Source organism: Floccifex sp. (assembly GCF_051873495.1).
In the GTDB taxonomy this organism is placed as follows: domain Bacteria; phylum Bacillota_I; class Bacilli_A; order Erysipelotrichales; family Erysipelotrichaceae; genus Floccifex.
On the sequence record NZ_JBJEEX010000090.1, the window covers coordinates 23,014 to 35,138 of the forward strand.

The 12,125-nt window shown below is 32.5% G+C and carries 14 protein-coding genes; all 14 read right to left on the bottom strand.

The window, feature by feature from the left end:
• Positions 1 to 10: 10 nt before the first annotated feature.
• The 14 genes from ACI313_RS05310 to rapZ all read right to left on the bottom strand — a co-directional run bounded on the left by ACI313_RS05310 (position 11) and on the right by rapZ (position 11,928).
• Positions 11 to 1,123, bottom strand: a complete 1,113-nt coding sequence (locus ACI313_RS05310; RefSeq protein ID WP_320608910.1) for an ABC transporter ATP-binding protein — start codon at positions 1,121 to 1,123, stop codon at positions 11 to 13.
• Positions 1,124 to 1,144: 21 nt separating this feature from the next.
• A complete protein-coding gene (gene malQ / locus ACI313_RS05315) occupies positions 1,145 to 2,632 on the bottom strand; it encodes a 4-alpha-glucanotransferase (protein WP_439755476.1) in 1,488 nt (495 codons plus the stop codon).
• Position 2,633: 1 nt separating this feature from the next.
• Positions 2,634 to 3,515 carry a carbohydrate ABC transporter permease gene (locus ACI313_RS05320; RefSeq protein WP_320608908.1) on the bottom strand — a complete coding sequence of 294 codons (882 nt, stop codon included), beginning with the start codon at positions 3,513 to 3,515 and terminating at the stop codon, positions 2,634 to 2,636.
• On the bottom strand, positions 3,515 to 4,447 hold the full coding sequence (locus tag ACI313_RS05325; protein ID WP_320608907.1) for a carbohydrate ABC transporter permease: 933 nt from the start codon (positions 4,445 to 4,447) through the stop codon (positions 3,515 to 3,517). The genes ACI313_RS05320 and ACI313_RS05325 overlap by 1 nt, the downstream gene beginning before the upstream one ends.
• Positions 4,448 to 4,516: 69 nt before the next feature.
• On the bottom strand, positions 4,517 to 5,791 hold the full coding sequence (locus ACI313_RS05330) for an ABC transporter substrate-binding protein (RefSeq protein WP_320608906.1): 1,275 nt from the start codon (positions 5,789 to 5,791) through the stop codon (positions 4,517 to 4,519).
• A 146-nt stretch (positions 5,792 to 5,937) separates the two neighbouring features.
• A complete protein-coding gene (locus tag ACI313_RS05335; RefSeq protein ID WP_320608905.1) occupies positions 5,938 to 6,918 on the bottom strand; it encodes an NAD(P)-dependent oxidoreductase in 981 nt (326 codons plus the stop codon).
• 2 nt (positions 6,919 to 6,920) lie between these two features.
• A complete protein-coding gene (locus ACI313_RS05340; RefSeq protein ID WP_439755478.1) occupies positions 6,921 to 7,529 on the bottom strand; it encodes a hypothetical protein in 609 nt (202 codons plus the stop codon).
• Entirely contained in the window at positions 7,522 to 7,782 is a 261-nt protein-coding gene (locus ACI313_RS05345) for a TIGR03905 family TSCPD domain-containing protein (RefSeq protein ID WP_320608903.1), read from the bottom strand. Before ACI313_RS05345 ends, ACI313_RS05340 begins: the two co-directional genes overlap by 8 nt.
• Positions 7,763 to 8,275 carry a Gx transporter family protein gene (locus tag ACI313_RS05350; RefSeq protein WP_320608902.1) on the bottom strand — a complete coding sequence of 171 codons (513 nt, stop codon included), beginning with the start codon at positions 8,273 to 8,275 and terminating at the stop codon, positions 7,763 to 7,765. Before ACI313_RS05350 ends, ACI313_RS05345 begins: the two co-directional genes overlap by 20 nt.
• Positions 8,272 to 8,628 carry a NusG domain II-containing protein gene (locus ACI313_RS05355; RefSeq protein ID WP_320608901.1) on the bottom strand — a complete coding sequence of 119 codons (357 nt, stop codon included), beginning with the start codon at positions 8,626 to 8,628 and terminating at the stop codon, positions 8,272 to 8,274. Before ACI313_RS05355 ends, ACI313_RS05350 begins: the two co-directional genes overlap by 4 nt.
• Before the next feature lie 18 nt (positions 8,629 to 8,646).
• On the bottom strand, positions 8,647 to 9,177 hold the full coding sequence (locus tag ACI313_RS05360) for a hypothetical protein (protein ID WP_439755480.1): 531 nt from the start codon (positions 9,175 to 9,177) through the stop codon (positions 8,647 to 8,649).
• Positions 9,174 to 10,118, bottom strand: a complete 945-nt coding sequence (whiA, locus tag ACI313_RS05365; RefSeq protein WP_320608899.1) for a DNA-binding protein WhiA — start codon at positions 10,116 to 10,118, stop codon at positions 9,174 to 9,176. Before whiA ends, ACI313_RS05360 begins: the two co-directional genes overlap by 4 nt.
• An 8-nt stretch (positions 10,119 to 10,126) precedes the next feature.
• Complete coding sequence (locus ACI313_RS05370) at positions 10,127 to 11,074, bottom strand: gluconeogenesis factor YvcK family protein (RefSeq protein WP_320608898.1); 948 nt, start codon at positions 11,072 to 11,074, stop codon at positions 10,127 to 10,129.
• On the bottom strand, positions 11,071 to 11,928 hold the full coding sequence (rapZ, locus tag ACI313_RS05375) for an RNase adapter RapZ (RefSeq protein WP_439755481.1): 858 nt from the start codon (positions 11,926 to 11,928) through the stop codon (positions 11,071 to 11,073). Before rapZ ends, ACI313_RS05370 begins: the two co-directional genes overlap by 4 nt.
• Between the last annotated feature and the right edge of the window lie 197 nt (positions 11,929 to 12,125).

The following is a 12,125-nucleotide window of genomic DNA, read 5'->3' on the forward strand; positions in this document are numbered from 1 at the left end:
TTAATGTGCATTAGTTAGTAATAGTAACTTCTGTATCTTTATCGAAAATATGAATCTTTTCTGGGTCAAATGCGAATGCGATTTCATCTCCATTACGATAAGGAGTATCTGCTTCTACACGTGCTGTCATTACTTTATTTTGGTAATCAAAATGTAAACAAACCTCAGCTCCTAATAATTCATATACACGAATTTCAGAATGAATCGATGATTTCGAATATTTTTGTACAGATTCTTCATCTGTATAAATATCTTCAGGACGAATACCTAAAACAACTTCTTTTCCAACATAATCTTTTTCTTTTAAGACTTTAGCTTTGCGTTCAGGAATATAGATTTTTTCTTCTCCTAATTGTAAATATGTATCATTTCCATCAACACAAACTGTTGCGTTTAAGAAATTCATTTGTGGTGATCCAATGAAACCAGCAACGAACATATTGATTGGATAGTTATATAAGTTTTGTGGAGTATCAATTTGTTCCACTTTTCCTTTAGACATTACAACAATACGTGTTCCTAATGTCATGGCTTCTGTTTGATCGTGAGTTACATAAATAATAGTAGCACCTAATCTTTGATGTAATTTAGAAATTTCAACACGCATCTGTCCACGTAATTTCGCATCCAAGTTTGACAATGGTTCATCCATTAAGAATACTTTAGGATGACGTACAATAGCACGTCCCATGGCAACACGTTGTCTTTGTCCTCCTGACAACGCTTTTGGTTTACGATCCATTAATTCTTCCAAATCCAAAATTTTAGCAGCTTCGTTTACAGCTTTATCAATTTCATCTTTAGGAGTCTTTTTAATTTTTAAACTAAATGCCATATTTTCACGAACTGTCATATGTGGATATAAGGCATAACTTTGGAATACCATGGCGATGTCACGATCCTTAGGTTCAACATCGTTCATACGTTTTCCGTCAATGTATAAATCACCACTACTAATTTCTTCTAATCCTGCAATCATACGAAGTGTAGTTGATTTTCCACATCCTGATGGACCAACAAAAATGATAAATTCTTTATCTTCAATGTCCAAGTTAAAATCCTGAACGGCTTCATATCCGTTTGGATACACTTTTTTAATGTGCTGTAAAGATAAACCAGACATTATAAATTCCTCTCTTTCTTATTATTCATGGCAAGCTCTACCATATCGTTTGGTATAAGTTGCGATTTTTTTAGCTAATTTTTTGGAATTAGCGCCTTTTTTCATACGCCATTTCCAGTTTTCACCTGTTGTACTAGGTAAATTAATTCGTCCTTCTTTTCCTAATTCAAGATAATCTTGCATCTGACATACAAATAAATCAGAAACAGTCGACATTCCACCACGAATCATTCCCCAAACATATCCTTCTTCTTTGTTTAATCCTAAATAATCGATAGCTAATTGAACATCATCTTTATCTGCTTCATCAAACCATTGTTTACAAGTTAGATTATCATGTGTTCCAATGTAGCAAACACTATTTCTAGGATATGTATGTGGTAAATAATCAGCAGCTTCTCTTGAATCGAAGGCAAATTCAAGAACTTTCATTCCTGGTAATCCTGAATCCTTAACAAGTTGAATTACTTCATCTGTTAACACACCTAAATCCTCGGCAATATATTCTTTTCCTCTAAACCAAGAAGTAAGAACACCAATCAATGACATACCAGGGCCTTTTTTCCATTGTCCATCTTTTGCGGTTGGAGAACCGTATGGAATAGCCCAATACGATTCAAAACCACGGAAATGATCAATTCGCACAACATCATATAATTGGAAAGATCCATCAACTCTACGAATCCACCATCCATATCCATCGCGTTGCATCGCATCATATCGATAAATTGGATTTCCCCAATATTGTCCATCTTCACTAAAAGCATCTGGTGGACAACCAGCAACTTCAATAGGAACGTTTTGATCATCTAATAAAAACCATTGTGGTTCACTCCATACATCGGCTGAATCCAATGCTACATAAATAGGAATATCACCAATAATTTGAATATCTTTCGAATGAGCATATTCTCTTAATTGGTTCCATTGTTTAAAGAATAAAAATTGTAAGAATTCAAAGAATTCAACATCTTCTTTAAGCAATTGACGATACTTTTGACAAGCTTCTGGTTTATGAAGACGAATATCTTCTGGCCATTGTGACCATGCCTTCATATCAAAGTGACGTTTACATGCCATAAACAATGAATATTCATGAATCCATTTTGATTTTTCACTCACAAAGTGTTCAAAATCCTTTCGATATTTTTCAATACCTCTTTTATATGCTTTGAATAAAACATCAAATCGATGATTATAGATTCTTCCATAATCTACTTTTTCTTCTGTTTCCATCCAATCAATAGAAGAAACTTCTTTTTTAGTTAATAACTTATCTTCAATTAATAAATCCAAATCAATGAAATATGGATTCCCGGCAAATGATGAAAAACTCTGATATGGAGAATCTCCATAGCTAATTGGCCCAGCCGGTAAAATTTGCCAATATTTTTGATTTGCTTCATATAAAAAATCCACAAATTTATATGCTTCTTTTCCTAAAGTCCCAATTCCATAATTAGATGGAAGAGAAAAAATAGGCATTAAAATTCCACTACTTCTTTTCATATTATCCCTTTACAGCTCCAGCAGCTACTCCAGCAATAATATATTTTTGACAAGTCAAATAGAAAATAATAACTGGAATAATACTTAATGTAATCAATGCCATGATAGCACCTAAATCAACTGATCCATAACTTCCTTGTAGATATTGGATGTGAATTGGAATTGTCATGTATTTTGTACGGTCTAATACCAAATAAGGCAATAGATAGTCATTCCATACCCACATAATTTCAAGAATACCTGTTGAAATCATAGTTGGTTTTAACATTGGAAGTACTACGCTAAAGAAAGTACGAATGGGTCCACATCCATCAATAGCAGCCGCTTCTTCTATTTCCAAAGGAATACTCTTAATGAATCCCGAGAACATAAAGACGGCCAGACCCGCTCCAAATCCCAAATAAATAATAGGAATCGTATAAGGTGTATTTAAATGTAATGTATCTGCTGTTTTTGATAAAGTGAACATTAACATTTGGAATGGTACAACCATTGAGAAAACAAATAAATAATAACAAATTTTACAGAATAAATTGTTAACTCGAGCAATGAACCATGCCGCCATTGAAGTACAAATCAAAATTAGAACAGTCGATAAAATCGTAATAACTACAGAATACCAAACAGATTTAAAAAATGGATAATTTCCAAATGTAAACCCTTTAATATAGTTAGCCCATCCAACAAATGTATCCGCATTTGGGAAAGCAAATGTATCGGTCTTAACAAATGTATTTGCTTTGAATGAATTCAATAAAACAAAGAATACAGGAAGAACATAAATAATAGATATAATAGAAAAAGTAATCGTTAAAGTAGTTTTGATTTTCTTTTCGGCACCAACAGATTGACCATCGCCTTTAATCTTTTTTTCTTTTGCCATTATTGTTGAACCTCCTTCTTACGAGTTGCGGTTAACTGAGCTACAGAAATAACTGCAACGAGAACAAAGAATATAACAGCCTTAGCCTGAGCTGTACCACGAGCCATTGTATTTTGTCCATAGAATGTATTATAAATATTCAGTGCTAACATTTCGGTAGTCTTTACAACCGATCCATCAGGATTAAACTGGAATGGCTGTCCACCGGTCAATGCTAAGTTCTGGTCGAATAATTTAAATGCGTTTGTTAAAGACAAGAACATACAAATTGTAATTGAAGGCATTACATTTGGAATTGTAATGTGAATCAATGTTTGTAGACGACTTGCTCCATCAATTTTAGCAGCTTCCATCATATCTTGTGGAACAGATTGTAATCCAGCAATATAGATGATCATCATATAACCAATTTGCTGCCAACACATCAATATAATTAATCCCCAGAAACCAAATTTAGTTTCCATCAGTATAGATGTACCATATCTTGATAAAATACCATTAAAAATCATACTCCAAATATAACCTAAAACGATACCACCAATTAAGTTTGGCATAAAGAATACAGTACGGAAAATATTAGCCCCTTTAATACCTTGTGTTAAGAAATAAGCAATAATAAAGGCGATAATATTTATTAATAATAAAGATACAACTGCATAAAGTGCAGTATACCAGAATGCATGTACAAACGATGCATCATGTAAAGCGTTAATATAATTTCCAATTCCTATAAATTCAGCATTTGATGTTGTTTGAAACTTACAAAAAGAAAGATAGAATCCCTTTAAAAATGGATAAATAAATCCAATTGTAAAGGCAGCTAAAGTAGGAGCCAGGAATAATAGAAAACAACGTTCGATTGGCTTACGAATCAATTTCGAATTGACAGCAGCACTATCATTATTCTTATTTTTCTTCTTTTTCTGTGCCATAATTTCTCCTCTTATCAAAAAGGAGATGAACAAATCTGCTCATCCCACAAATTCAACTTTTAAAACAAATTAATTTGCATTAGCTTCTTTGTATTGAGTTGCCCATCCATCAACGAATGCAGAAACTACATCGTCCCAAGATCCACCATTGTCATATTGGTTCATAGCAGAAACTAATCCACCACGCCATTGTTCAACGTTTGGAGTGTAGTTGAATGTCCAAGCAACAGAATATTTACCTGCTTCTAAAGCTTCGTTAGCAGCTTTGAAGAATACGTTATTATTTTCAGTAGCACCTTTATAAGGAATTTCACCGAATTGTTCAGCCATCATTTGAGTTCCTTCTTCAGAAGTTACTAACCAATACATGAAATCTAGAGTAGCTTGAATATCAGCTTCAGATGCATTTTTGTTTACTGCCCAGCAGTTTTCTGTTCCAGAGCATAAACCTTGGTTTTCTTCACCTTCAACACCAGTGTAGATAGGAATCATTGTCATATCATCATCAGCGATTGCTTCGCTTAATGCTGCATATTCCCAAGAACCATTTTGGAAGAATACTGCTTTACCATCTTTGAATTCACCTTCAGCATCGTATCCACCAGTAGCTAAAGTAGTTTTGTCATAAGCTGAGTTATTGATGTATAGATCCCAAATTTGTTTGAAGTTATCTAAGTAAGTACCTTTAATTTCAGCAGGGCATTCTGTCCAGTTGTCATCTACTGATTCATAGTATAAAGGAAGGTTAGCTAAGTGACCTGTGAAACGCCAAGAAGATGAATCATCCATACCACTTGAAGTAAATGCATCAAATCCTAATTCACCAGCACGTGCGTGAATATCTTCAGCAACTGCTTTTAATGATTCAAAATTTGTGATGTCATCAACTGAATATCCAGCTTTAGCTAATAATGCTTTGTTTGTGATAATTCCATATGTTTCATAGCAATAACCGATAGAAGCTACTTCGTCACCATTATATAATGTGAAATCATCAGTAGTTAATTCTTTGTAAACGTCTGTGTCTGATAAATCATAGCAATAGTCACCCCAAGTTTTAACAGCAGCTTGGTTACCAACTACGAATAATGTTGGAGCTTCTGATTTATCCATTTCAGCTGTTAATGTTTCTTGATATGTTCCTGATGCAGCTGTAACGATTTTAACTTCAACACCTGTTTCTTCTGTATAATCTTTAGCGATTTGTTGAAGAGCTTCATCAGCTTCTGGTTTAAAGTTTAACCAATAAACTTTACCTTTGTCATCCCCTCCAGATGAACATCCTGCTAATAACGTTCCAGCCATAGCAACGGATACTGTTAATGATAAAAAATTTTTTTTCATAAGTATTATGTCTCTCCTTTTCTTTTTTATCACACGTCTTTTTGACGTATTAACCAATTTTGAAAGCGCTTTACTGATTCTAGGATACACCATTTATTTTGAAATTCCAATAAAAAAATACAAAAAAATGTGAAATATAAGTAAAACTATATTTCACAAATACTTTTCTTATTGTTTAATCCATCTATTAATGAATGAATACCACATGCAATCATGGAATCACAAGCCTCTTTTGTATAGAACGCATAGTGTTGTGTATAAACAACATTAGGGAATTGTTTTAAATACAATAAATCACGATTATCAATAATTCGAACTCCAATATGCTCATGCATAACACCATTTTCTTCCTCTAGTGTATCGATTCCAGCACCTGCAACATATTCTTGTTCTAAAGCATCAATTAAATCTTTTGTATCAATAAGCTGTCCACGAGCTGTATTAATTAAAATGACTCCTTTTTTCATTTTATGAATTGAATTCGAATTGATCATATGATAGTTATCATTAGTTAGAGGAACATGTAAAGTGATAATATCGGATTGACGATATAATTCATCTAATTCAACATATTGAGCATATTGCTTAACTTCTTCAAATTGATGAAGATCATAAGCCAATATACGACAACCAAAGCCACTTAAATTCTTAATAACCGTTCTTCCGATTTTACCAGTTCCAATGACTCCAACCGTTAAACTACGCATTTCTCTTCCTTGTAAACCATCTAATGAAAAATCATTGACAAGTGAGCGACAAATTGAAATCTTGGCTTTTCTTAATAAAATCAACATCAACATAACGGCGAAATCCGCAACATTATTAGGATCATAATACGCATGGTACACATGAATTCCAATTGATTTTGCATAAGCAACATCAATATGATCAAAACCAATCGTACGCGTTGATAAATGCATAATTCCATTTTCTTTCATTTTATCAAGTATTTCACGATTCACATGACTATAACCGATAATAGAAATCCCATCGACATCCTTCATTTGTTCAAGTAAAGACATTGTCAATGACTCTTTTGTTAAAACCAATTCAACATCAACATTTTCTTTAATTTCATTTATTTTACTTTCTTCAAAGTCACAAATATCACAAATATATAATTTCATTTTTATTGATTCCTTTGGATAGATTCATCCACTTTTGCATGATTAAAATCAATTTTATTTCTCATTTTTTCCATTATTTGTTCCAAATAACGATCAAAATAAAAATAAACACCTACAACATAAATCAGAATTCCCAATCCAGTTACCAAACATAAAATCCAAGCAAACGAGAAATGGAAAACTAAAACAAATAAATACATAAAACCAATACAAAACAACATATCCAATACAATCAATTTTTCCTTAAACGCATCTAAATACACTTTATAATAATATCTTTTATTCACTAAAAATGATTTTAATTCACTATCACAATAGGAACTAAAAGACAAAGATGGAAAAAAAGATTGAAATCGCTTTTTTCTTTTAAACTGTAAAAGCTGTTGAATACGAAGTAAACAGAAAATCATTCCCGTACGATTTTCTTCTTTTAGATAACGCTGGTAATAGATTTTACACAATTCGATATAATCATTATCCGACATGCGCGATTCAACCATTGCACCAGCGAGTTCATCTAAACGTTGTCCTAAAACATCCGAAAAAATTAATACACTATCTTTACAGCGACGTTCAATTTCTTTAATTGATTGTAAATAGATATCAGCCATTTTCTTTTTCAAGAATTGCTTCTAAACAACGAGCAATTTGATCTGGACAAGAAGTTGGTTTTGCTCCACAACGAATTCCTTTCAAATCAGAAATTACTGATTCAATTGTACGTCCTTGTACTAAATGAGAAATTCCTTGAAGATTTCCATTGCATCCGCCGCGCACTACTAAAGATTTAATAATTCCATCTTGAACTTCCACTGTAAATAATGAAGAACAAACTCCTTGTGGTTTATATTGATAAGTTGACATTTTGTATCCTTCCTTTCACTCTTTTTATAATTTGTAACGATAAATATCCAATGCAGATTCCACTTACATTTGATAAAGCCAATAAAAATGGCAAAAACAACTGCATAAAAAATTGTTGATAAATAATACAAACGGCAATAACTTGTCCTATGTTATGAAAACAAGCACCCGCAATGCTTACACCATAAATTGAAAATTTCTTTGTTTTATAGGCTAAAGTCATAATTGCCATCGAAAAAATTCCTCCCGACAAAGAAAGCCAGAACGAAACTGAGAACAATGTTCCTTGCATTAAAGAGGCAAGGAATATACGAAGTAATGTGACAATACACATTTCTTTGGGTCCCCACACATATAAAGAAAAAATACCAACAACATTGGCAAAACCAATTTTAAAGCCTGGAATAATCCAAACAACTGATAAAAAACTTTCAAGTATTTGAAACACAATTCCCACGGCAACTAAAAAACTCAAATAAACTGTCTTTTTCATTGTACCACTGTATCCTCACTTGTATCGCTTTCGATTTGCACAACTGTTTCATTTGGTAAACAAACAATGGGAACATTGGCATTGGAAACATATCCTTGTTTCGAACAAAGATGCTGAGGACTGTTCTCTTGTGTTACGCGAACTTTGCCATCTTTTATCTCAATCACAACATTTCCTAAAGTTCCATCTACTGTCCAAGTTCCATTTTCATTTAAATCAAGCCGTAAAACTTCTTTATTTTTTACTTGTACAACAACACATTCTTTTTGCGAATTTGATAAAAAAAGCGGAATCAAACAAACAATAGATGCGATCATTATTAAACAAATTAATATTTTATCTGCTTTTGTCATAGGCTTATTATATCCTTTTTATACTACGTGTACAACGACTTCATATTCCGTATTGTTTCCAAAACAATCCGCAATTTTTACCATGATTGTACAATCCTGTGGTGTCGACGTATTTAAAATAGGAGACGTTGAATAAGAAACACCTGAAATATCACTAGCCGGAAAATACTGTGACCAATCCACAATGGTTCCTACTGGAATTGTTATTTCGTGGGTTGTTTTTTGTACCGTTGGTGGCTTAGTATCTTTTATCTTTACTTTAAAATTAATATCATTACTTCCTGTTTCTAAACAAAAATCATATTCTCCTACAACTAAGTAATCTTGGCTACCCGTTACAAAGCGATTATTAACTTTTTGAACACCGCTTGTTTTACAAACGACCTTCATATTCTTAGTATTTACTTTTTCACTGTCTTTAATATACAGTGAAGGATTGGCATATACGTCTTCTCCTAATTCAATAGTAAATGTTTGTTTCGAAAGAACAATTGAATTTGAACATCCCACTAAACTAAGACACAATAATAAAATTAATCCTTTTTTCAATTTTCTTCCTCCATAAATTCCATGGCCATTTCTTTAATTTTATTCAATCGATGTTTCATACCCGATTTAGAAATAACTTCTCCATATTCTAAATAACACTCATCACATAACTCATTTAAACTCGCTTCTGGAAATTTTTTACGAATATCCATGACTCTTTGTATTTTATCCGTAATTTTGACTTTATTGCGATTTTTTTCTAAGACATCAATATATTCTAGTTGTTTTTTCCCTGCTTTAATTGTTTTAACTTCATTCGCCAAAGCACAGTTATCTAAACGAGACATACTGTTATAAAAATCTCTTAGCGAACGAGCTTCCACAAAATCCATTAATGCCTTTGAAGCATTGCACAGACGCAAGAAATCTTCAATTTTTTCACCAGCTTTTATATATACAACATAATTATTTTTTCGTACTGTAATTTTAGCTGGTATATAAAACTTTTCCATAGCCTTAACAATCACATTCGCAAAGTTTTCATCTGTTACTGACATTTCTAAATGATAATTCGTTGTCTTAGGATCGTTAATACTTCCGCTTCCTAAAAAACACCCTTGTAGAAAGGCACGTGCTTTCTTTTCAGATCGAATCAATTTGGTAGATGGATACGAATGTAAACCTGTTTCCGTCATAATTCCTAAGTCTTCTAATATTTCATTGGCTTTTTCATAAATTTGAAGACGATAGATATTATTTTTCTTTAATTGCATCTTCTTCAAAATAGATAAACGAGGATTCACATCATACATAGATTTAAATAATTTAAATACATGTTTGGCAATTGTCGCATTTTCACTTTGAAAAGATAAATACATTCCTTGCCAATTAATGTGAACCGATCCTTTCATTAAAAACAAAGCACATAATTGCACTTTCGCATCCGTTTCATCTAATTCTTCTTGACATATTTGATATTTCACATCGGTTGTAAAAGACATGGTCCCTCCTACAATTGTTTCAATAATTCTTCTATTACTTTTTTAACCGCATCTGGATTATGACGAATTCTTCCTTGTGAATCTAAATGAACTAAATTCCGTTTCATAATCGCATATTCATGACTTTTTTCTTGAATTGTTACTGGTTTTGAATTTTCTTTAGCATAACGTGCTAAAATCGCACTTGGAATATAGGATTCATTTACAATAGCCACGTCAACACTATTTGGATATGAGTGTTTTTCAATCGCACGTATATGATCTTCTAACGAATACTCATCGGTTTCACCGGGTTGACTCATCGCATTACAAAAATATACTTTTGGACATGGATTGTTTTGAATGGCATCACAAATCGGCTTAATAATTAAATTAGGTAAAATGGATGTATACAAAGAACCAATTCCATAAATAATCATATCGGCTTTTTCAATTTGACGAAGTGCTTGTTGATAAGCCACTACGTCTTGTTTATAAAACACATGATCAATGGAGTTTTCAACATTCGGAATATTTTTTTCTCCACAAACAAGCGTACCATCTTTCATCATCGCAAATAAAGTAACGTTATCCAATGTACTAGGTACAATTTTCCCTTTTATATTCAAGACACGACTCATTGCTTGAATAGCCCCCATAAATGAGCCAGTAATATCTATCAAAGCAAGAAAAATTAAATTTCCAAGATTATGTCCTCCAACGTCTTCATTCCCTTGAAAACGATAATCCAATAAATCTCTAAATAAATTTTCATTTTCATCTTCTGCCATAGCTGACATAACATGGCGTATATCACCAACCGCAGGAATATTGTATGTATCACGGATTCTTCCCGTACTTCCTCCATCATCGGCAACCGTAACAATGGCCGTAATATCGACATCATTGATTTTCTTCATGCCTCTAAGCATGCTGCTAAGTCCAGTTCCGCCACCAATCACTACTATTCTTTTCATACTTCATTCACTCCTATGTCACGATGAGATTTAAAACAACGATAAGATTGTTTATAAGCATCATATAACCAGTTACAAACTGAAACAGAGCGATGTTGTCCTCCCGTACATCCAATCGCAATAATAATTTGCGAACGATTTTGTTGGTTATATTCTTTAAACACAAGATCAAGCATTGCTTTTAATTGTTGACAAAATTCTATTGTTAAGTTGTCTTTCATGACATATTGATACACATCAAAATCATTTCCTGTTTTGTGTTTTAATTCATCTACATAAAACGGATTTTTTAAAAAACGTACATCAATAATCATATCCGCATCCATAGGAACTCCTTTTTTAAAACCAAAAGATTGAAAAGTAATAGCCAATCCTGTTTCTAATTCCATTTTAAATCGATTGCGAATACGATTTGCCAATTCTGAAGAAGACATATTCGTAGTATCAATACGAATTAAATGCTCTGCTTCCAAATTCACTTGTTGAAAATAAGAACGCTCCTTATTGATTGCTTCTTCTAATGTATCTGCCATATGAAACGCAATTAATGGATGCAGGCGTCTTGTAAAGCGATAGCGAAGAAGTAATTCATCATCTTGTGCATCCAAAATCAAAACACGTAAATTTACATTCATGTCTTTAAACGCATTGTAAAACCACAAATAATGAATTGCACTTACAGATAAGGCAATTTTTGAATATATATCGGACTCAAGAATTACTTTTTTAAATTCAGGTAATAATTCTTTAGGAAGATTATCAATACAATAATATCCCATATCCTCTAAAGCATTCACAGAACTCGATGTTCCTGCTCCTGACATTCCCGTAATTAAAACAATATTTTTTTTCATAAGTTTCACCCTTACTATCTGTTTATTATAACATGAATTAACTTTATTCGCGTATAAAAGCACCGTTTAGTGCAAAAATTGACAAATTTGTTTTTGATATGATAGTATGCAATTATGAGAAAAAAGAATATTATGTGGGGACCCCGAGTTTTACAGTTGTAGTGCTATAAAGGACCTATCCAGTAAATCATCTACTT

Coding starts and splice junctions, on each gene's coding strand:
- ACI313_RS05345 (WP_320608903.1), bottom strand. CDS start 7,782: ATGTCAACTTATCAATATAAACCACAAGGAGTTTGTTCTTCATTATTT.
- ACI313_RS05320 (WP_320608908.1), bottom strand. CDS start 3,515: ATGGCAAAAGAAAAAAAGATTAAAGGCGATGGTCAATCTGTTGGTGCC.
- ACI313_RS05350 (WP_320608902.1), bottom strand. CDS start 8,275: ATGAAAAAGACAGTTTATTTGAGTTTTTTAGTTGCCGTGGGAATTGTG.
- ACI313_RS05310 (WP_320608910.1), bottom strand. CDS start 1,123: ATGTCTGGTTTATCTTTACAGCACATTAAAAAAGTGTATCCAAACGGA.
- ACI313_RS05325 (WP_320608907.1), bottom strand. CDS start 4,447: ATGGCACAGAAAAAGAAGAAAAATAAGAATAATGATAGTGCTGCTGTC.
- ACI313_RS05330 (WP_320608906.1), bottom strand. CDS start 5,791: ATGAAAAAAAATTTTTTATCATTAACAGTATCCGTTGCTATGGCTGGA.
- ACI313_RS05370 (WP_320608898.1), bottom strand. CDS start 11,074: ATGAAAAGAATAGTAGTGATTGGTGGCGGAACTGGACTTAGCAGCATG.
- malQ (WP_439755476.1), bottom strand. CDS start 2,632: ATGAAAAGAAGTAGTGGAATTTTAATGCCTATTTTTTCTCTTCCATCT.
- whiA (WP_320608899.1), bottom strand. CDS start 10,118: ATGTCTTTTACAACCGATGTGAAATATCAAATATGTCAAGAAGAATTA.
- ACI313_RS05335 (WP_320608905.1), bottom strand. CDS start 6,918: ATGAAATTATATATTTGTGATATTTGTGACTTTGAAGAAAGTAAAATA.
- ACI313_RS05340 (WP_439755478.1), bottom strand. CDS start 7,529: ATGGCTGATATCTATTTACAATCAATTAAAGAAATTGAACGTCGCTGT.
- rapZ (WP_439755481.1), bottom strand. CDS start 11,928: ATGAAAAAAAATATTGTTTTAATTACGGGAATGTCAGGAGCAGGAACA.
- ACI313_RS05355 (WP_320608901.1), bottom strand. CDS start 8,628: ATGACAAAAGCAGATAAAATATTAATTTGTTTAATAATGATCGCATCT.